Raw genomic sequence first — 20,460 nt, 5'->3', positions numbered from 1 at the left:
ATAACCATGAAAAGCGTCGCATGGTACAAGCATTTGATGAAAAAGTATCATTTGTGCGGCCCGCTGTCTCCGGGGCTTGGAGATAGGAGCAGGACGGTTCGGGTTATTTCGGGCTGTAGGTGGCTTTGAGGGGGTATTTTGGAGACGTCGGGTGTCTCTTTCCCGCCTCGGGCGTGTTAAAATGGTATTATCCCATCCAATTATAATACTTTTCAATCCTTCTGCGTCATATCCGTTGCAGAACCCTTGTGAAACCTTTATTTTTACGCAGCACAAACGGGAGACGCCAGTTGTTTTATTGTGTATCCCGGGATTTTCCGTAACCCTGTTTATTACCTGTAAACCATGAGAAAAATAGTTGCAATCGCTTTATTTACAATGCTTGCAGGCATTGCTTCCGCTGCCCGCGAAAAAAGTTATACGATCCCTTCTCCCGACGGGACGATCGGGATTACACTGACGGTCGGGAACCGGATCGCCTATGAGGTTCGTGTCGATGGTCGACCGGTCGTGGCTCCTACGCCGGTGGCGATGACGCTGGACGACGGGACTGTGTGGGGAGCTTCGGCGCAGCCGTCCCGCATCCGCAAAGGGACGGTCGATACCTCTTTTGCGACGCCTTTTTATATTAAAGAGCGGGTCGCGGACCGCTATAACTGGCTGCGGGCTGATTTCCGGCAGGGTTTCGCCCTTGAACTTCGGGCCTACGACGACGGGGTCGCCTACCGGTTCATCTCCACGACGGACCGGTCGCTGGTCGTCGCTTCCGAAGAGGCGGGCGCCCGCTTTCCGGGGGACTGGACATGCTGGGTCCCCTATGTGCGGGACTGTGACGGTGCTGAGATCATCCCTTTCGGGAGCCAGTTCAAGACCTCGTTCGAGAACCTCTATACCGTAGCCCGGCTTTCGGAACTCGATCCTGCACGGCTGGCTTTCCTGCCGCTGGTCGTGGCTGCCGACGACGGCGTGAAACTCTGCTTTACCGAGGCCGACCTGCAGGCCTATCCGGGCATGTACCTCAATTATCCCGGTCAGGGGAACTCCCTGCGCGGTATTTTTGCACCGTATCCGAAGCGTACACATGACGGTGGACATGACAATCTCCAGAACGTTGTGGATGAGTATGACGATTTCATCGCCAAGGCTGCACCCCGGGCTTCGTTCCCGTGGCGGACGATCCTCATTGCCCGCGAGGACCGGCAACTGCTCGACAACGACATGGTCATGCGGCTGGCCGAGCCGTCGCGTCTCGAAGACGTGTCGTGGATACGCCCGGGACTGGCAGCTTGGGAGTGGTGGAACGACTGGGGACTCTACGGCGTCGGTTTCGAGGCCGGAATCAATACGCCGACCTATAAGCATTACATCGACTTCGCGGCCCGCAACGGGATCGCATATCTGGTGATGGACGACGGATGGTCGAAAGACAAGACCGACCTGATGTCGGGCGGCAGTGACCGCCTCGATCTGGAAGAGGTGCTGCGATATGCGAAGGAGAAGGGCGTCGGCATCATTCTATGGGCGGGCTACCGTGCTTTCGACCGCGACATGGAGGAGGTTTGCCGCTATTACTCGGCATTGGGTGTCAAAGGATTCAAGGTCGACTTTATGGACCGTGACGACCAGCAGATTGCCGAATTCCTCTACCGCGGAGCGGCTACCGCCGCCAAATACGGACTGTTGCTCGACTACCACGGTATTTATAAGCCCGCCGGTTTGCAGCGCACCTATCCCAACGTCGTCAATTTCGAAGGTGTACATGGACTGGAGCAGATGAAATGGTCGGAAGAGTCGGTCGATCAGGTGACCTACGATGTGACGATGCCGTTCATCCGAATGACGGCCGGCCCTGTGGACTACACTCAGGGAGCCATGCTCAACGCCGCGAAGGGGCACTTCTTTCCACGTCGCAGCGAGCCGATGAGTCAGGGCACCCGCTGCCGCCAGTTGGCTGAATACATTGTCTTTCATGCGCCGCTGTCGATGCTCTGCGATTCGCCCTCCAACTACGACCGGGAACCCGAATGTACGGCTTTCATCTGCGGCGTTCCCACGGTGTGGGACCGGACTGTGGCGCTCGACGGCCGGCTCGGGGAGTATGCGGCCGTCGCCCGCTGCAAAGGGGATGTCTGGTACGTCGGCGGCCTTACGGGGCACGAAGGCCGCACGGTGACGCTCGACCTTGGATTTCTTGGCGACGGAAATTTTACGGCCGAGATCTTCTGCGACGGTGCCAATGCCGCTAAGTATGGACATGATTACCAGCGTGTAACCCGTGTGCTGGGAACGGACCGCACGCTGGAAATAACGATGGCTCCCGCCGGGGGATTCGCCCTGCGGATCACACGGGAGTAAAATAAATACTCTATTTTATCCGTTTTATGACAAATTCTGATTTCGAGAAGCGTATTTCAGCCCTGCGTTCGGCTCATGAGGAGCTGATCGGCAGGAAGAATCCGGCCGCGGATTCCAACGGCGTATGGACCCGTTACACCTACCCGATCCTTACGGCCGCACATACGCCGCTCTTCTGGCGCTACGACCTGAACCCTGCTGCTAACCCTTTTTTGCTCGAGCGGTTCGGAATCAACGGAACGTTCAATGCCGGAGCTATCAAATTCGACGGCAAATATGTGCTGGCGGTCCGGGTCGAAGGGAACGACCGCAAATCCTTTTTCGCTTTGGCTGAAAGCGATAACGGGATCGATGGATTCCGTTTCCGCGACCATCCGCTGACGATTCCCCCGATCGACGGGAGTGAAACGAATCTTTACGACATGCGCCTTACGGCCCATGAGGACGGCTGGATTTACGGCATCTTCTGTGCCGAACGGCACGATCCGTCGGCAGCCCCGGGCGACCTGTCGTCGGCCGTGGCGACGGCCGGTGTGGCCCGGACGAAGGACCTCGTGCATTGGGAGCGCCTCCCCGACATCAAGTCGCCCACGCAGCAGCGTAACGTTGTGCTCCACCCTGAATTCGTGAACGGGAAATATGCCCTTTACACCCGTCCGCAGGAGGGCTTTATTGCCGCCGGGGCTCTCGGCGGCGGGATCGGATGGGCATTGGTGGATGACATGACCCGCGCGGAAATCCGCGATGAGAAGATTATCGACGTGCGGTTCTATCACACGATCAAGGAGGTGAAGAACGGCGAAGGTCCCCATCCGATCCGCACTCCGCAGGGGTGGCTGCATATGGCCCACGGCGTGCGTGCCTGCGCGGCAGGACTCCGCTATGTGCTTTACATGTATATGACGGCCCTCGACGATCCTTCGCGGCTGATCGCCATGCCGGCCGGGTATACGCTGGCGCCGGAAGGCGAAGAACGTGTGGGCGACGTGTCGAACGTCCTGTTCTCGAACGGCTGGATCGCCGATGACGACGGCCGGGTATTCCTCTACTATGCGTCGAGCGACACCCGCATGCATGTGGCGACATCGACTGTCGAGAGGCTTGTGGACTATTGCCTGCATACGCCGTCCGACGGCCTTACGACGGCGACTTCCGTCGAGCGGCTGAATGATCTGATTGATAGAAATTTGAACTATTACCGAAAGAACGATTGATGAAAGACAGCGTCACATTCCGGGAGAAGATCGGATACGGCTTCGGGGACATGGCTTCGAGCATGTTCTGGAAGATATTCGGCATGTATCTGCTCTTTTTCTATACCAAGGTGTTCGGCATTACGCCGGCCGCTGCCGGGACCATGTTTCTGGTGACCCGTATCTGGGATTCGCTCAACGATCCCATCATGGGCCTGCTGGCGGATCGTACCCGCAGCCGGTGGGGGCGTTACCGTCCTTATCTGCTGTGGGGCGCCCTGCCCTTCGCCGCAGTCGGAGTGCTGACGTTCTGGACTCCCGATCTCGGGATGACGGGAAAACTGGTGTGGGCCTATGTCACCTATACGGCCATGATGATGGTCTATACGCTGGTCAACGTTCCCTATGCCTCGCTGCTCGGGGTGATGACCCCCGATACGAAGATGCGCAATACGTTCTCCTCCTACCGGATGTTCTTCGCCTATGTGGGCAGTCTGGTGACTTTTATGCTGTTGCAGCCGCTGGTGGATTTCTTTGCCGGATGGCTCGGCGGCGGGGATGCCGACCGGTTGAGCGGGAACGTTGCGGGGAGCGACGTGGCCATATCGGGCATGCCGGAGGCGTGGACTTGTGCCGTGGCCGTTATCGGAGCGATCTGCGCCCTGCTTTTCTGGCTCTGCTTCCGCTGGACGCGCGAACGGATTCGGGTCGACGACGCGCAGCAGGCGAAGGGATCGGTCGGCCGCGACCTGAAAAGTCTGGCCCGCAACGCTCCGTGGTGGATTCTTCTGGTCGCGGGAGTGGCGGTGCTGCTGTTCAACTCGATTCGCGACGGGGTAGCGATCTTCTATTTCACCGACTATGTCCGGAGCGCTTATAAACTGCCCCATCTGGGTTGGACGCTCGGGACGCTTTACCTGCTGCTGGGTCAGTTGGGCAATATGGCCGGAGTGGCATTGGCCGTGCCGCTGGCGGCACATATCGGCAAGAAAGGAGCATTTGCCGCGGCGATGGGTGCGGCAGCGGTGCTGAGCCTCTTCTTCTTCCGGCTGGAGCCTTCCGAACTGGGATGGCTGTTTGCCTTGCAGGCGCTTGTCAGCGTTGCGGCGGGTGTTGTGCTGCCTTTGTTGTGGAGCATGTACGCCGATATCGTCGATTACGAGGAGTACCGCAGCGGCCGGCGGCCGACGGGGTTGATCCTCTCCTCTTCGTCGATGTCCCAGAAACTCGGCTGGGCGTTGGGCGGGGCTGTGACGGGTTGGCTGCTTGCGGCGTTCGGCTACGATCAGTCGGCTGCGGTGCAGAGCGGGGAGGCGATAGCGGGCGTCCGGCTGATGATGAGCTGGCTTCCGGCCGCCGGATGCCTGTTGGCCGCAGCGGCGGTACTTTTCTACCCGCTCGGCGAGAAACGCATGGAGCGAATAACGACGGAACTCAGTCTCCGCCGGAAAACGAACGAATGATGGAAAAGATGCTTGTACAATGGCGGGAGGAGTTGTCGGAGGAACTGACCTGCGACATTCTGCCTTTCTGGATGGCATTTCTGGGTGACGGGGTGCATTTTGCGGGACGTATCGACGGCCGCGGAAAAGCACATCCCGAAGCCGGGAAGGGCGCTGTCCTGATCGCGCGGATGCTGTGGACCTTCTCGGCGGCTTACCGGATGACCGGAGAGCCCGAATACCTGCACGCGGCCGGTAAGCTCCGGGAGCTTCTGGCCTCCCGGCTGATCGACCCGGTACATGGCGGGGTCTATTGGGAGATCGCTCCCGACGGAAGTCCGGTCTGTTGCAAGAAACAGAGCTATGCCATTGGTTTCGCTGTTTACGGACTGAGCGAATATGTCCGGGCGACGGGTGACCCGGGGGCGTTGGACGAAGCTGCCGCTTTGTTCGGATCGCTTGAGGAACATGTCTGGGATGCAATGCGGGGCGGATACGTCGAAGCACTGACCCGGAACTGGCAGCCGTTGGAAGATATGCGTCTGAGCGAGAAGGATGCCAATACTTACTTCAGCATGAATACGCACCTGCATCTGCTTGAGCCTTGCACGAACCTGTTGCGGGTCTGGCCTGAAGATCGGGTTGCGGAGGCGGTCCGGAAGCTGATTCACATTCATACCGACCGGCTTTTCGATCCGCAGACGGGGCACTTGAACCTCTTTTTCGATGCCCGGTGGCAGCCACAGGGACGGGCGGTCTCTTACGGGCATGACATCGAGGCATCGTGGCTCATCGACGAAGCCGCCGCCGTACTCGGAGATCCGCAGGTTACGACCGGTGTCGGCCCTGTGGTCGGGGCGCTGGCGGTCGCGGCCGTCGAGGGGCTGCAATCCGACGGAAGCCTGATTTACGAATACGATCCGCAGACGGGGTGTGCCGACATGGACCGCCACTGGTGGGTACAGGCCGAAGCCGTCGTCGGGTTTTTCAATATGTACGAGCGGACCGGGGACGAGTCATTTCTGCGGCGGAGCCACGATGCATGGCGGTATATCCGGACGCATCTGCTCGACGGCGGGAACGGTGAGTGGTTCTGGAGCGTCCGTGCCGACGGCTCGGTCAATCGTGATGACGATAAGGCCGGGTTCTGGAAATGCCCCTATCATAACAGCCGGATGTGCATGGAACTGATCCGGCGTATCGGACGGCTGCTTGCAAAAAACTGAAATCGGAAAGCGAACGACTATGGCAAATTACAATATCCTAACGGAGGTACCTCCCATTTCGAAGCAGGACAGCTTCGTCGTGTTCGAACGGCGGAAGAGCAACTTCAACTTCCCGATACATATCCATAGCGAATACGAGCTCAACTATATCATCGGTGCGCGCGGCGCACGGCGCATTGTCGGCGATCATGTGGCCGACATCGGCGACCGGGAGATGGTGCTCATCACGGGCAGTAACTTGGAGCATGCGTGGATGGACGGCAATCTGGCCTCGGGAGCGGAAATCTACGAGGTGACGATTCAGTTTTCGCCCGAGTTGTTCCAAGGCGGCGGGCTGATCGACCGGAAGCAGTTCGCGCCGATCAAGAAGATGCTGCAGGATGCCCAGCATGGGATCGCATTTTCCGAAAAGACGATTCTGCAGAGCGAATCCGGGATTCACCAGTTGATAAACAGTACGGATAATTTCAACTCGATCCTGATCTTCCTTTCGCTGCTCAACCAGCTTGCCCACGATCAGGCGTATACCGTGTTGTCGCATTCGCACTTCAGCAAACTGGAGGATACCTACGACAGCCGGCGCGTGCGGACCATCATGGAGTATCTCAACAACAACTACCACCGTCCCGTGCGGCTTTCGGAGATGGCGGCGCTGGTCAACATGAGCGAACCGTCGTTCAGCCGGTTCATCAAGCGTCGCACGGGATACAATTTCATCGACTGCCTGAACAACATCCGTATCAGCGCGGCTTCCCGGCGGCTGATCGACGAACCGGCCAACACGATCGCGGAGATCGCCTTCAAATGTGGGTTCAACAACCTTTCGAACTTCAACCGGATCTTTAAGAAATACAAGGGCTACACACCCCACGATTTCCGGGAATACTACGATAAAAAGAAGATTATAATCTGACGAACCACTCTAACCTGCTTTAAACGATGAACAAACTGCTTTTTATAGTCTCTGCCGCATTTCTATCCGCCTGTTCGGGCACTTCGCCTCTCCCGGCTGACCCGCAGGCCACGTCTGAAACGCGGGCCCTTTACCGCAATCTGTTCCGGGTTGCAGGCGAAGGGGTGATGTTCGGGCATCAGGACGATGCCCTCTATGGACACGACTGGAAATACGAGGAGGGACGCTCCGACGTCAGGGAGTGCTGCGGCGATTACCCGGCTGTTTTCGGGTGGGAGCTCGGAGGACTTGAGACCGGGGCTGACCGAAGCATCGACGACGTTCCTTTCGCCGAGATCACCCGTCTGCTGTGTGCCGCCTATGGGCGCGGAGCCGTGAATACGGTCAGTTGGCACCCGCAGAATCCCGAGTCCGGGGCCAGCGCATGGGACGGCAAGACCACCACGGCTGTGAGATCCATTCTCCCGGGCGGTGCCAACCATGCCGAATTCCGGTCGTGGCTCGACCGTCTGGCCGGATTCTTCGCCGGGCTGAAGACCGCCGACGGAACCTGTGCCCCGGTGCTGTTCCGTCCGTTCCACGAGCACACCGGCAGCGGATTCTGGTGGGGCGAAGCACAGTGTACCCCCGACGAGTACCGGGCTTTATGGCGCTTCACGGTGGAATATCTGCGTGATGTGAAGGGGGTGCACAATCTCCTCTACGTCTATTCACCGGACCTGTACCGCGATGCGGAGCACTATATGGAACGTTATCCGGGCGACGAATGGGTCGATGTACTCGGACTCGACGCCTACCACCGTCAGCAAGATTGGGATTTCCTGTCGGGCGGTGAACGAATGCTTTCGACCTTGCAGCAATTGGGCCGCGAACACGGCAAGCCGACGGCTTTCACCGAAACCGGACTCGAGGGTATCCCCGATGCGGAGTGGTGGACCCGGTGGCTGCTGCCGGTCATCCGCGGCAAGGGGCTGAGCTATGTCTTGGTGTGGCGTAACGCCCACGACCGTCCGACGCACTTTTTCGGTCCTTGGCACGGACACGCCTCGGAACCCGACTTCAGAAAGTTCGCCGCCGATCGGGAGCAGCCCGTTCTGTTCGAAAGTCAATTACCTGACATGTATCACTGACAATTAACCTAAAATAGCTGATAATTATGTGGAAACAAATTCTTTATCTGTCGTGTCTGGTCGTGGCCGGATGCAGTGATATTGCCGACCGCGAATATCCGGAACCCCAGCCGGCTCCCGCTGCGACGACCGACTCGCAGGCTACGGTGCAGACCCGTAACCTGCTCGGCAATCTGCGCAGCATTGCCGAAAACGGCGGTACGCTTTTCGGGCACCAGTGTTCGTCGCTCTATGGTATCGGCTGGTCGGGCGATGCCGACCGCTCGGATGTGAAGAGTATCTGCGGCGACTATCCCGCAATGATGGGCTGGGATCTGGCCCAGATCGAACTCGGACAGGATGCCAATATCGACGGCGACAGGTTCGATGACATTCGCAGCCGTATTCTCGAGGCTTATGCCCGCGGCGGTGTGACCACCATCGGCTGGCATACGACCAACCCCGTTACCGGCGGCACGGCATGGGACGTGACTGCGGCCGTGGGGCGGATCATTCCCGGCGGTGATCTTCACGAAAAATACTGCGGCTGGCTGGACAAGGTCGCCGCTTTCATGCTCTCGCTCAAAACTGTTGACGGGGAGTATGTCCCGGTGCTGTTCCGCCCGTTCCACGAACACACCGGCAACGGTTTCTGGTGGGGCAAGGGCAACTGCACCGCTGAAGAGTACATCGCCCTGTGGCGTTTTACGCTCGAATACCTGCGCGATACGAAAGGCGTGCATAACCTGCTGTATGTCTACTCGCCCGATATCGTCAGTTCGCAGGACAATTACCTCGAGTTCTGGCCGGGCGACGCTTATGTCGATGTACTTGGTCTGGATGCCTATGACCGCAGCTCTTGGGCTATCGAGACCAACGGCCTGCGATTGATGCGCCTGCTCAAACATATCGCCTATCTGAAAAACAAGCCGTTCGCGTTTACGGAAACCGGGCTTGAAAACAACACGTCCCAACCGAAATGGTGGACCGAAAAGCTTTCGAAAGCCATTGCGGGCGTTCCCGTAGCCTATGTGCTGGTCTGGCGGAACAAGGATACGAATCATTTCTTCGGCCCTTATCCGGGCTGCGTTTCGGAGGAGGATTTCAAGGCCTTCGTCGCCGGGGAGCAGATACTGCTGGAGAAGGACATAGCCGGTATTTATGAATAATCCCTGCCAGAGATGAACGAGATTCGAACTTTTCTGGGGTGCATGCTGGCACTGACCGCTGTTTCCTGCGGACGTCATCCGTCGGTTTCGCAGGAGGAGATCGCCTGCGTGCGCGATTTCATCCGCACGTCGTGGGATGCGTCGGTGCAGTATAATCCGGCCGATTCGCAGACGCTGATCGGGCTGCCCCGCCCCTATACGGTTCCCAGCGTCAGCCAGACCTTTCAGGAACTCTATTATTGGGATACCTATTTCACCAATGAGGGGCTTGTACGCGACGGACGTCTCGATCTGGCGAAAAACAACACCGAGGACATGCTCTATCTGGTCGACCGCTACGGCTATATGCCCAACGGCAGCCGGACGTGGTATCTCAACCGCTCACAGCCTCCTTTCCTCTGCATGATGGTCGACCGGGTCTTCGAACAGACCGGGGATACGGACTGGCTGGCTGGGGCTTTTGCAATCTTGCAGAAGGAGTATGACTTCTGGATGACGCAGCGCATTACACCCGTCGGACTCAACCGTTACTCCTCGTCTGCAAGCGACGAACTCAAGCAGGAGTTCGTCACTACCGGAGGGCAACGGCTCAATACCGATTTTCGCAACCGGGGACTTTCCGACGCGGAGATTCTGCAACTGGGGGCGCATTTTGCCGCCGAAGCCGAATCGGGTTGGGATTTCAACCCCCGTTTCGAACGCCGCTGTGAGGATTTCTGCCCGGTGGACCTCAATGCCAATCTCTATTTTTACGAAACACTCTTCGCCCGCTACGCCCTTCTGTTGGGCGATTCCGAGGCCGCCGGGACGTGGAAAGCGCGGGCCGAAAAGCGCCGCGAGCTGATAAACCGCTGCTGCCTCGGGGAGGATGGCGTCTATTATGACTACGATTTCGTCAACGGCCGCCGTTCGACGGTTGTTTCGGGCGCGGTGTTCAGTCTGCTTTATGCCGGGATTCCGGATGCGGAGCAGGCCCGGACCCTCGTGGAAAAGGCGCTCGGGCGGCTGGAGTTCGAATACGGGATCGCCGTATGCGAGGATAAACCTTATGACTATGACTACCAGTGGTCTTATCCCAATACATGGCCTCCGGTCGTCTATCTGGCTATCCGGGGGCTCGATACCTACGGTTACAGGCAGGATGCACGGCGTATTGCGGGGAAATACGCCGCGATGGTCGTGAAGACCTTCGGCGAAACCCATAACCTGTGGGAAAAGTACAATGTCCGGGAGGGGAACATCAATGTCAGCAACGAATACGACATGCCCACGATGCTGGGATGGAGCGCCGGAACATTCATCTATGCCAGCGACTATCTCGACGGTAAAATTGACAATCAAGCGAAACACTAAAACTCAGACACCATGAATACAGTAAACCTATGCCTGCGGGGCAGGTGGCTTCTGGCGCTTTTCGCCTCCCTGTTCCTCGCTGTCGGCGCATCCGCCCAGAATGAGGTTCGGGGGCGTGTGACGGCCGACGGACAGCCGCTCGTCGGAGCCAGCGTCATTATCAAGGGAACGACAACCGGGACCAGTACCGATACTTCGGGTAATTTCACGGTCCGCGCCAAGAACGGAGCCGTGCTCTCCGTCGGATTCGTCGGTTACAAGACCCGCGAGGTAGCCGTTACGGCCGGGGCTACCTTCCTCGATATTGTGCTCGAGGCCGAAGAGGCTCTGATCGACGATGTGGTCGTCATCGGTTACGGCTCAATGAAGAAGAGCGACCTGACCGGATCGGTCGTTTCCGTGAAGATGGATGCCATCAAGGATATTTCGGCCCCGTCGGTCGAGGGGTTGTTGCAGGGCCGTGCTGCCGGATTGCAGATCATGAACACTTCGCAGGATCCCGGAGCGGGCGCCGTGGTGCGTATCCGCGGTAACAGTTCGCTCAACGGTTCGAACACCCCGCTGATTGTGGTCGACGGATTCCCCATCGGCGACGCCGGCAACCTGTCGCAGATCAACCCCTCGGACATCGAGTCGATCGAGATCCTGAAGGATGCCTCTTCCTCGGCCATCTACGGTTCCCGTGGCGCCAACGGTGTGATCCTGATCCAGACCCGCACCGCCAAAGGCGGGTCGACACAGGTTTCGGTGAACCACCGGACTACCATCGGGCAGTTCACCGACAAACTCAACGTCTGGCGCAATCCGCTGCAGATGGCGCAGATCGCCAACGAGGAGCTGACCAACGCCGGGCTGCCGGCCCTCTACACGGGTCAGTACAACAACGGCACCTACTACCCGTCACTCATCGAGATTCAGCAGGGCAAGTGGTCGAACACCGATTGGGCCGACCTCTGCATGCGCACGGCCGTGGTCAACAATACGACGGCCACGCTGTCGCACTCCACCGACAAGGCGGCGATCAATCTGAGCCTTAATTATTTCGACGATGAGGGTGTCTACAAGAAGGATAACTTCCGCAAAGGCAATGTCACGCTCAACGGTTCGTACAAGCTGGCCAAGAATTTTACGCTTCAGACCTCGAACATCCTTTCGATCCACAAGCGTCATGTGAACAACACGCTCGAATATGGCCGCAATCCGTTATGGCCCGTTTACGATGAGGACGGCAATTATTTCGTTGCTTCGGAAACCGACTTCGGTCATCCGCTCATTATCTCCGACAACGTCAAGAACGAGACACAGGGCCGCGACCTCATTTCATCGCTGGCCGCCGAGTGGGAGATCGTCGAGGGGCTGAAGATCCGCACACAGCTCAATTACAACTATTCGACCACCGTGCAGGATGTCTACAACGCTTCGAACACTTCGCAGGAGGCGCACGACATGAACGGCATTGCTCAGATGAACAACACCCTGTCGCAGGATGTGCTGAGCGAGACCTATATCACCTTCCAGCGGACCTTTGCCGACCGGCACAACCTGTCGGTCATGGCGGGACACTCGTTCGACTATAACATGGGCCGGACGCTCGGCACTACGGCCTATGATTTCGTGAACGACGCTCTCGGCAATGAGAATATGGGTGCGGGCAATCCCCAGAAGAACGTGATAAACAACACCTATCAGAACAGCAAACTGCTCTCGTTCTACGGCCGTCTGAACTATGTTCTCGACGACAAATATCTCTTTACGTTCACCATGCGTGCCGACGGTTCGTCGAAATTCGGCAAGAACAGCAAGTGGGGTTATTTCCCTTCGGGCGCCGTGAGCTGGAAACTCCACAACGAGCCGTGGATGCAGAAGCTCAACGTTTTCGATGAGTTCAAGATCCGGGCCAGTTGGGGACTTTCGGGCAATCAGGGCATCTCGCCTTACCAGACGCTCAACCGTTACGGAACCGAGAAATACTGGTTCGCTGACAAGTGGCAGACGGCTATCGGCCCGGGCTATGAAGCCGGCCGTGAGGGAGCTAACGACCGCTATATCCTTTGGGGTGGCATTTCCAACCCCGATCTGAGGTGGGAATCGACCCGCCAGTGGAACTTGGGTGTCGACCTTGCCTTTTTCAAACGCCGTCTGCGCGTGACGATGGATTACTACGACAAGTACACTACCGATCTGCTGCGTGAGAAGTACCTGCCGCTGTCGAGCGGTTACGACAAGATGTGGGTCAACGACGGTAATATCCGCAACCGCGGTTTCGAACTCACGCTCGACGGCGATATTGTCAGCCGGAAGAATACCTCCTTTTCCGCGACGTTCATCTTCTCGCGCAACCGTAATAAGGTGACCGATTTGGGCAACGCTGTTTCGAGCGGTCTGAGCACCGATTACCTGACGGGGATGCAGTACGAGGTCTGCGGCCAATCGCTGTCGATGTTCAACGGTAATCCGAGCGTTTATGCCATCGGCTATCCGATGTATGTCTTCTACGGCTACCGGGTGGACGGTATTATCCAGCAGGGAGAGGACCCCGGCTTCATGAGTTCCGACGGCAAGGACCTGCCCGGCGAGCTCAAGTATGTGGATCTGAACGGCGACTATGCCATCGACGACCGGGACCGCTGCATCATTGGCGATCCGAATCCCGACTTTACGGCCAGTCTCAACCTGTCGTTCCGCTACAAGAATCTCGACATGTCGGTATTCCTCAACGGCGTATTCGGCAATGACGTTATCTATAACGGCTATACTTATGATCCCCGCGTGAAGATCAAGCGCTGGACGCCCGACAATCCGACGAACAAATACCCGCGCCTGAATTCGACGCGCAGTTACCTGTTCTCGGACTACTTCGTCCACGACGGCTCGTTCGTCCGCCTGCAGAACATCAATATCGGCTATACGATTCCCGTCCGCAAGGCCTTTATCCGCAGCGTGCGTGTGTTCGCCAATATCGAGAACGCCTATACCTTCACCAAATTCGACGGTTACGATCCCGAGGTGGGTGTCGACGGCATCTACTGGGGCGGTTATCCCCGCCTGCGGAAATATACCATCGGTCTGGACCTGAAATTCTAAACTGACGATTATGAAAAATCTGCTTTATATCATTTCGCTCTGCGGGTTGCTCACGGCGTGCGACCTGCAGGAGGAGCCGTACGGATTCTATTCCGACGACAATTTTTACAAGAACGAGACCGATGCCGAGTCGGGCCTGCTCTATGCCTACAATGCCCTGACGTTCCTCGAATATTCACGCGGCATCTTCTACATCGGCGACATCCCGACCGAGACCATGTCGCCCAAGAGCGACGAGGCGGGTGATGTCTATCAGCTTGAGAACTGGATCGCGGGCCGCGAGACCGAGCAGTTGAAATACTATTTCAAATACTGCTACATCGCGATCAACCGAGCCAATACGGTGATCGACCATATCCAAAACAGTTCGGCGCTGAGCGAAACGGCGCGCCGCCGGATTCTCGGCGAGGCTTATTTCCTGCGTGCATGGAACTATTTCAATCTGGTGCGTACGTTCGGCATCGTGCCCGTGCAGACGAAGATGGTGGCGGAACTGTCGCAGACGACGCCTCCGATGGCAACGGGTCTTGACCAGCTCTATGATCTGATCTTCGGCGACCTGACTCAGGCGGACGAACTGCTCGGGGTCAACAAGGTTTTCGGACGGGCGGACAAGGTGGCAGCGCAGTCGCTGATGGCGAAGGCCTATCTGACCATCGCGTCTTCGAAGGAGCACAACGTCTACCGCTATACGGAGATGCGTCGTGAGCCTCAGATCATGTACGACAGCGCCGCTTATTGGGCGGGGAAGGTTGTCCGTGATTACAAGGACACATATGATTTCGACACCGACCTGCGCGACATTTACGACGTGGACAAGCCCACGGGCCCGGAGCATATTTTCATCATGCCGATCGACCGCAGCGGTACGCAGGAGGGCAACTACTCCAAACTGCCCCTGCTTTTTCTGCCGTCGAACAACTCTGTACCGTTCTACATCCGTTACGGTAACGGCGACCTGCAACGGGCCAACGGCAACGGTTGGGGTGTTTTCCTCTGTAACGACGAATTCGTCGAGACGCAGTTCAGCACCACGGACAAACGACGTACAGAGTTGATTCACCGTGATATTTACGATGTTTCGGGTAATCCGATCGTGCCCAATCAGGTCAAGGGCTACTTTTCGAGCAAGTATGTCGACCCCGATTTTATCGGTGAGCGCACCAGCGCCCGGCCTTACCTGATCCGTTTTTCGGACATTGCATTGGTGTATGCCGAAGCGGCGGGGCCCGAAGCGGGTTTGGCTTATGTGAACCGCATCCGTGAAAGGGCCGGCGTAACGCCGCTCCCGTCCGGAATGGCGACGGATAAATTCCGCGAAGCCGTAATCAAGGAGCGTGCGCTGGAACTGGCTTTCGAGGGTAACCGGCTCTATGATCTCCGTCGCACGGCTTCGGTTACGACCACCGATATCAAGGCTGCCGGACTGAGCGAGGCCGAAGCCGCCTACTATCCGATCCCGCAGCGTGAAATAGACCTGAATCCCAATTTGTAATGTTATGAAAAATCTGAAATATATTGCATTGTTGCTTTCGTGCCTGATTGTGGTTGCCTGCACGAAGGATATCGACGAAAAGGAGCCGAGCAACGAGTGTTCGATTCTCGACATCAAACTGACGGGACAACTGGGTAAAGCCACCATCGAACGGGTGGACGACAATCAGGGAACCGTTACCCTCTATATCTTCGAACAGGCCGATTACCCGTGGGAAGCGGTCGGTGTCGAGGCGCTGGCCCTTTCGGCCTATGCCACGGCGGATGTCGCCGACGGCGGTACGCTCGATTTCCGGAATCCCGACCGCAAGGCGCGTATTATCGTGCGTTCCCAGACCGGGAAGCAGGTATTGTGGACGGTTTATCTCAAACCCTACGATCCGTTCTATGTCGGTACGTGGGCTGTCAGCGATATCAAGATCTACATGGATCAGAATATCAGCGGTAACGGTACCGGGAAGTGGGACACTTCGATGGGCGGTTCCGAGTTCGGGACGTTCGCCTCGCCGGAGTTGGATAACATCATCACCATTACGATGAACGAGGAGATGGTCGACGGGAAATTTACGGGTAAGATCGTCAATGCCGCCGGAGCCGACGGGCTGTACGGGTCGTTCAAGGGTGTTTATCCGGGCGAGTACACCGAGGATGCTCCGCTGGATATGGATCCGCGCCTGCGGCATCTGATCCCTGCCGGAGAGTCCGACTGGGTGTTGGACCTCTCGACCAACCAGATGAAGATTTCGAAGAACAACATCACCTCGACGATGACCTTCAGCCGGGATACTTCGGGCAATCTTTTCTTCGATTTCGCCCTGCCGGATGCGTCGGGCGATACGCCGGGCAGCAATTTCTACAACAACTTCTGGCGTAGTTCGTACAAATTCTCGTATATCGTACGGGCCGCCGAATAGGGCGGACCTGTCTACCTTAAAAAACCGGACCTGCCATTGCGGCAGGTCCGGTTTTTCAGTTGTCGGAATGAACGGTCAGACCGTCATGATCTCCTTCTCCTTTTTGGCGAGGACCTCTTCGAGGAGTTTGGAGAACTTTTCGAGCAGTTTCTGCGTCTGTGCCTCACCGTCTTTCGACTCGTCCTCGGGCATGCCCTCCTTCTGGGCTTTCTTGAATGCTTCGACGGCGTCGCGGCGGGCGTTGCGCAGGCTGATGCGGGCCGTTTCGGCATCCGAACGCACCTGCTTCACCAGCTCCTTGCGGCGCTCCTCGGTGAGGGGCGGAATCGACAGGCGGATCTGCTCGCCGTTGTTCGAGGGCGTCAGGCCGATGTTCGAGTCGATGATCGCCTTCTCGATCGGGCGCAGCATGTTCTTGTCCCACGGCTGGATCAGGATGGTTTTAGCGTCGGGTACGGTGACGCTGGCAGCGCCCGAGACGGGAACCTGCGAGCCGAAATAGTCGACCATCACGCCGTTCAGGGCGTTGGGCGACGCCTTGCCGGCGCGTACGTTCAGCAGCTCCTCTTCGAGGTGGTCGATGGCCTTCTGCATGCGGCCCGAGGCATCGTTGAGAATCGTTTGTGTATCCATGGCGTTTGGGGTTTAATTTTCGAGTGTCTTTTCAATGGTGCGGATCAGGGCGTCGAACTCCTCGTCGTCGTAACCCACCGTGGCGAGGACCACTTTGCCCTCCTTGTCGATGAGGAAGTTGCGCGGGATGTAGTTCGAAGCGTAGCGGTCGTAGACGGTCCGTGCCGAGTCGAGGCCCATCGGGAAGGTGTAGCCGGTCTTTTCGCGGAAAGCCTCCACCGTTTCGCGCTTCTCGCCGCGCGAGACGGGCAGGAAGACGAACTCTTTGCCGGCGAAACGGTCGATGATGTCCTTCTGCACGCGGGTCAGTTCCTGACGGCAGGGCGGGCACCATGTGGCCCAGAAGTTGAGCAGCACGACCTTGCCGCGCAGCTCCTTGAGCGACAGTTGGCTGCCGTCGACGAGTTCGACCGTGAAGTCGGGGGCCGTCTCTCCGGCCTTGACGAGCGTGGTCGATTCGGTGTCCGTCTCGGCGCTCTTCTTGGCGTTGCGGTTGCCGCACGAGGGGAGCAGCAGGAGGACGGCGATGATGGCGGCGATCAGCGCCAGCATCAGCCACAGCGATTTATTGCTTTTTTTCTTTGCCATAATCTTTACGGTTTTACGAGCGTTCCGATCTGCTCTCCGGCAAGTACCTTGCCCAAATTGCCTTCGGTGTCCATGTCGAAGACGATGATCTGCAATCCGTTCTCCCGGCAGAGCGTGAAGGCCGTGAGATCCATGACCTTCAGCCGGCGGTCGAGCACCTCCTCGAACGATATCTCGTCGAACTTCACGGCCGTGGGGTCCTTCTCCGGATCGGCCGTGTAGACGCCGTCCACGCGGGTTCCCTTGAGCAGCACGTCGGCTTCGATCTCGATGCCGCGCAGCGCCGATGCCGAGTCGGTCGTGAAATAGGGATTCGAAGTGCCGCCCCCGACGATCACCACATAGCCCGTCTCGAGGTATTCGATGGCACGGGCTTTGGAGAAGTATTCGCCGATGGGCTCCATGCGGATCGAGGTGAGCACCTTGCACTTGACCCCGTTGTCCTCGAGTGCCGATTGAAGTGCCAGCGAGTTGATGATCGTGGCGAGCATCCCCATCTGGTCGCCTTTCACGCGGTCGAAGCCTTTTTTGGCGCCCGTGAGGCCGCGGAAGATGTTGCCGCCGCCGATGACGATGCCGATCTGGACGCCTGTCGCCGCGGCCGCCTTGATCTGTTCGGCATAGGATTGCAGCACTTCGGGGCAGAGCCCGTATTTTTGCGTTCCCTGAAGCGACTCGCCGCTCAATTTCAGGAGTATCCGCTTGTATTTCATGGTTTGTTGCTTTTTATTCGTAACGCGAAGATAGGGATTTTTTCGAAAAATTCACATATATTAACTATCTTTGGTGTCGTAACGACACTTTTATCAGTCAGGATGTTTTGCCGGACGGCACACAATTCGGTTTTGGAGCCGTCCGTTCTTTTTCTTATCTTTGGCTTCGCCTTAGATACTCCCGCTCGGCAATGTTCAAATAAATTTGACATTGCACTCGCTTATTCGTATCTTTGTAACCCTTATGTCGTCGGAAGAATATAAACTGCTCGATACGATCTCGTCGCCGCGGGAGCTCAAAAAGCTCTCGGCGGAGGAGTTGCGCGTCTACTGCGACGAACTGCGCCATTACATCATCGACGAGTGTTCGGTCAATCCGGGTCATCTGGCTTCGAGCCTCGGGGCCGTGGAGCTGGCCGCAGCGCTGCATTACGTTTTCGAAACCCCGGAGGACAAGATCGTCTGGGACGTCGGTCACCAGACCTACGCCCACAAGATCATCACCGGGCGCCGCGAGGCTTTCCGAACCAAACGCCGGCTGGACGGCATCAGCGGATTTCCGCGCATGTCCGAGAGCGAATACGACGCTTTCGGGGGCGGTCACGCTTCGGTGTCGATCTCGGCGGCTTTCGGCATGGCCAAGGCGGCCGAACTGCGGGGCGAGAAGCGGCAGGTGGTGGCCGTCATCGGCGACGGTTCGATGACCGGCGGACTGGCCTTCGAGGGGCTCAACAACGCCGGAGCCTCGAAGCGTACGAACCTGTTGGTGATCCTCAATGACAACAACATGGCCATCGATCAGGCCACCGGGGCGCTGAAGAATTACCTGCTGAAAATCTCGACTTCGGTCCACTACAACCGCTTCAAACAGCGGCTGTGGGGCGTTCTGTCACATACGCCGCGCCTGCTGAGGCTCTGCCAGAAGGCGGGCAACGCCGTGAAACAGGGGCTGCTGAACAAGAGCAATCTCTTCGAAAGCCTCAATTTCCGCTACTTCGGACCCGTGGACGGCCACAACCTCAAGGAGTTGGTGCGGACACTTCGTGCACTGCGCGATATAGAGGGCCCCAAGTTGCTGCACGTCATGACCGTAAAGGGCAAGGGGTATCTTCCGGCCGAACACAACCAGTCGGTCTGGCATGCCCCGGGGTGCTTCAATCCCGATACGGGCGAGCGGATCTCCGCCCCGGACGATAAGGCGCGTTATCAGGATGTGTTCGGCGAGACCTTGTTGGAACGGGCCCGCAGGGATGCCCGCGTCGTGGGCGTCCCGCCCGCCATGCCTACGGGCTGTTCGATGAACATTCTGCTGCGCGAGATGCCGGAGCGCTGTTTCGACGTCGGCATCGCCGAAGGGCATGCCGTGACCTTCTCGGCGGGACTCGCCGCGGCGGGGGTGGGGGCTTTCTGCAACATCTATTCGTCGTTCATGCAGCGGGCTTACGACAATGTGATCCACGACGTTGCGATACAGGGACTTCCGGTGGTGATGTGCCTCGACCGCGGCGGGCTGGTCGGCGAGGACGGCGTGACGCACCACGGAGTCTTCGACATGGCCGCTTTCGCCGCCGTGCCGGGACTGACCATCATGGCGCCGATGAACGAACCCGAACTGCGCAATGCGATGTACACCGCCCTGCAATCGGGCGGGCCCTTTATGATCCGCTATCCCCGCGGCCACGGCGAGGGACTGCCGTGGCGGGGCGTGACGGGGACGATGTGGCGCTGGTGAGTGTCGGGACCGTCGGTAATGCCGCCGCCCGGGCCGCCGAGCGTGCTGCGGCCGAGGGGGTGAGCGCGGCGCATTACGACCTGCGCTGGGTGAAGCCGCTCGACGAGGAGTTGCTGGACGAGGTGGGGCGCAGGTTCCGCCGCGTCATCACGGTCGAGGACGGCAGCCTGCGCGGAGGCGTCGGCGAAGCCGTTGCGGCCTATTTCAACGCCCGCGGTTACGGGGCGCATGTCACGAGCCTCGGTATCGGCGACGCTTGGGTCGAACACGGCACTCCGGCACAGCTCTACACCCTCTGCGGGTATGACGAGGAGTCGATTCTCCGCGCCCTCGTGAACGGCGGGCAGGCGCCCGCCCAAGAAGCGGGTTTTAAGGCCGAGCGTTAAAGCGATGGCCGGTCGTTCTGCTTTCCATCCAGTTCCGCGCGGCCAAGTATAATTCGTTACGGGATAAATCTCCGTTTGTCGCCCCTGCTGATTCCGCAGGGGCTTCGTTTGTGTTGTCCGGGCGAAATCGAGATAACGATTGTCCGATTCATGGCA

General features: G+C 58.1%; 14 protein-coding genes and 1 pseudogene. 12 read left to right on the top strand and 3 right to left on the bottom strand.

All coding sequences use genetic code 11. The annotated features are described in order from the left end of the window. Positions 1–378 precede the first annotated feature (378 nt). From BN5935_RS03455 to BN5935_RS03405, 11 genes are read left to right on the top strand one after another with little or no spacing between them, the layout of a single operon-like run. Positions 379–2,355 (top strand): glycoside hydrolase family 97 protein, encoded by a 1,977-nt coding sequence (locus BN5935_RS03455; RefSeq protein WP_082944018.1) that lies wholly within the window; start codon positions 379–381, stop codon positions 2,353–2,355. A 26-nt stretch (positions 2,356–2,381) separates the two neighbouring features. Beyond that, positions 2,382–3,569, top strand: a complete 1,188-nt coding sequence (locus BN5935_RS03450) for a glycoside hydrolase family 130 protein (protein ID WP_064974869.1) — start codon at positions 2,382–2,384, stop codon at positions 3,567–3,569. Beyond that, entirely contained in the window at positions 3,569–5,011 is a 1,443-nt protein-coding gene (locus BN5935_RS03445) for an MFS transporter (RefSeq protein WP_064974868.1), read from the top strand. Before BN5935_RS03450 ends, BN5935_RS03445 begins: the two co-directional genes overlap by 1 nt. Continuing rightward, positions 5,011–6,216 (top strand): AGE family epimerase/isomerase, encoded by a 1,206-nt coding sequence (locus BN5935_RS03440; protein WP_064974867.1) that lies wholly within the window; start codon positions 5,011–5,013, stop codon positions 6,214–6,216. Before BN5935_RS03445 ends, BN5935_RS03440 begins: the two co-directional genes overlap by 1 nt. A gap of 19 nt (positions 6,217–6,235) precedes the next feature. Beyond that, positions 6,236–7,129 carry an AraC family transcriptional regulator gene (locus BN5935_RS03435; RefSeq protein WP_064974866.1) on the top strand — a complete coding sequence of 298 codons (894 nt, stop codon included), beginning with the start codon at positions 6,236–6,238 and terminating at the stop codon, positions 7,127–7,129. Between the two features lie 26 nt (positions 7,130–7,155). Beyond that, positions 7,156–8,259: a glycoside hydrolase family 26 protein gene (locus BN5935_RS03430; protein ID WP_235820998.1), complete on the top strand. Its 1,104-nt coding sequence runs from the start codon at positions 7,156–7,158 to the stop codon at positions 8,257–8,259. 26 nt (positions 8,260–8,285) lie between these two features. Then, on the top strand, positions 8,286–9,407 hold the full coding sequence (locus BN5935_RS03425) for a glycoside hydrolase family 26 protein (RefSeq protein ID WP_064974864.1): 1,122 nt from the start codon (positions 8,286–8,288) through the stop codon (positions 9,405–9,407). A gap of 12 nt (positions 9,408–9,419) precedes the next feature. After that, positions 9,420–10,760 carry a trehalase family glycosidase gene (locus BN5935_RS03420; RefSeq protein ID WP_064974863.1) on the top strand — a complete coding sequence of 447 codons (1,341 nt, stop codon included), beginning with the start codon at positions 9,420–9,422 and terminating at the stop codon, positions 10,758–10,760. 12 nt (positions 10,761–10,772) lie between these two features. Continuing rightward, positions 10,773–13,844 carry a SusC/RagA family TonB-linked outer membrane protein gene (locus BN5935_RS03415; protein WP_064974862.1) on the top strand — a complete coding sequence of 1,024 codons (3,072 nt, stop codon included), beginning with the start codon at positions 10,773–10,775 and terminating at the stop codon, positions 13,842–13,844. Between the two features lie 10 nt (positions 13,845–13,854). Continuing rightward, entirely contained in the window at positions 13,855–15,339 is a 1,485-nt protein-coding gene (locus BN5935_RS03410; protein ID WP_064974861.1) for a RagB/SusD family nutrient uptake outer membrane protein, read from the top strand. Positions 15,340–15,343: 4 nt separating this feature from the next. Continuing rightward, complete coding sequence (locus BN5935_RS03405; protein ID WP_064974860.1) at positions 15,344–16,252, top strand: hypothetical protein; 909 nt, start codon at positions 15,344–15,346, stop codon at positions 16,250–16,252. 75 nt (positions 16,253–16,327) lie between these two features. Here BN5935_RS03405 and frr read toward each other — a convergent pair whose 3' ends face one another. Genes frr through pyrH form a run of 3 tightly spaced genes read right to left on the bottom strand, consistent with a single transcriptional unit; the run spans position 16,328 to position 18,186 of the window. Further along, the gene (gene frr, locus BN5935_RS03400) at positions 16,328–16,885 is read right to left on the bottom strand and encodes a ribosome recycling factor (protein ID WP_064974859.1); all 558 of its coding nucleotides are present in this window, start codon (positions 16,883–16,885) and stop codon (positions 16,328–16,330) included. A gap of 12 nt (positions 16,886–16,897) precedes the next feature. Further along, entirely contained in the window at positions 16,898–17,473 is a 576-nt protein-coding gene (locus BN5935_RS03395; RefSeq protein WP_064974858.1) for a TlpA family protein disulfide reductase, read from the bottom strand. A gap of 5 nt (positions 17,474–17,478) precedes the next feature. Then, positions 17,479–18,186: a UMP kinase gene (pyrH, locus tag BN5935_RS03390; protein WP_064974857.1), complete on the bottom strand. Its 708-nt coding sequence runs from the start codon at positions 18,184–18,186 to the stop codon at positions 17,479–17,481. Between the two features lie 244 nt (positions 18,187–18,430). Between pyrH and dxs the strand changes: the two are divergent. Continuing rightward, positions 18,431–20,304, top strand: a pseudogene (gene dxs, locus BN5935_RS03385) (1-deoxy-D-xylulose-5-phosphate synthase). The last annotated feature ends 156 nt before the right edge of the window (positions 20,305–20,460 follow it).

Origin of the sequence: Alistipes provencensis, from assembly GCF_900083545.1 — a bacterium.
In the GTDB taxonomy this organism is placed as follows: domain Bacteria; phylum Bacteroidota; class Bacteroidia; order Bacteroidales; family Rikenellaceae; genus Alistipes; species Alistipes provencensis.
Note: the sequence above shows the minus strand (reverse complement) of the source record. Positions and strands in the feature narration are given on the sequence as shown.

What these genes read in the sequence shown, in the direction of transcription:
- BN5935_RS03455 (WP_082944018.1), top strand. Translation starts at nt 379, where the DNA reads ATGCTTGCAGGCATTGCTTCCGCTGCCCGCGAAAAAAGTTATACGATC.
- BN5935_RS03450 (WP_064974869.1), top strand. Translation starts at nt 2,382, where the DNA reads ATGACAAATTCTGATTTCGAGAAGCGTATTTCAGCCCTGCGTTCGGCT.
- BN5935_RS03445 (WP_064974868.1), top strand. Translation starts at nt 3,569, where the DNA reads ATGAAAGACAGCGTCACATTCCGGGAGAAGATCGGATACGGCTTCGGG.
- BN5935_RS03440 (WP_064974867.1), top strand. Translation starts at nt 5,011, where the DNA reads ATGGAAAAGATGCTTGTACAATGGCGGGAGGAGTTGTCGGAGGAACTG.
- BN5935_RS03435 (WP_064974866.1), top strand. Translation starts at nt 6,236, where the DNA reads ATGGCAAATTACAATATCCTAACGGAGGTACCTCCCATTTCGAAGCAG.
- BN5935_RS03430 (WP_235820998.1), top strand. Translation starts at nt 7,156, where the DNA reads ATGAACAAACTGCTTTTTATAGTCTCTGCCGCATTTCTATCCGCCTGT.
- BN5935_RS03425 (WP_064974864.1), top strand. Translation starts at nt 8,286, where the DNA reads ATGTGGAAACAAATTCTTTATCTGTCGTGTCTGGTCGTGGCCGGATGC.
- BN5935_RS03420 (WP_064974863.1), top strand. Translation starts at nt 9,420, where the DNA reads ATGAACGAGATTCGAACTTTTCTGGGGTGCATGCTGGCACTGACCGCT.
- BN5935_RS03415 (WP_064974862.1), top strand. Translation starts at nt 10,773, where the DNA reads ATGAATACAGTAAACCTATGCCTGCGGGGCAGGTGGCTTCTGGCGCTT.
- BN5935_RS03410 (WP_064974861.1), top strand. Translation starts at nt 13,855, where the DNA reads ATGAAAAATCTGCTTTATATCATTTCGCTCTGCGGGTTGCTCACGGCG.
- BN5935_RS03405 (WP_064974860.1), top strand. Translation starts at nt 15,344, where the DNA reads ATGAAAAATCTGAAATATATTGCATTGTTGCTTTCGTGCCTGATTGTG.
- frr (WP_064974859.1), bottom strand. Translation starts at nt 16,885, where the DNA reads ATGGATACACAAACGATTCTCAACGATGCCTCGGGCCGCATGCAGAAG.
- BN5935_RS03395 (WP_064974858.1), bottom strand. Translation starts at nt 17,473, where the DNA reads ATGGCAAAGAAAAAAAGCAATAAATCGCTGTGGCTGATGCTGGCGCTG.
- pyrH (WP_064974857.1), bottom strand. Translation starts at nt 18,186, where the DNA reads ATGAAATACAAGCGGATACTCCTGAAATTGAGCGGCGAGTCGCTTCAG.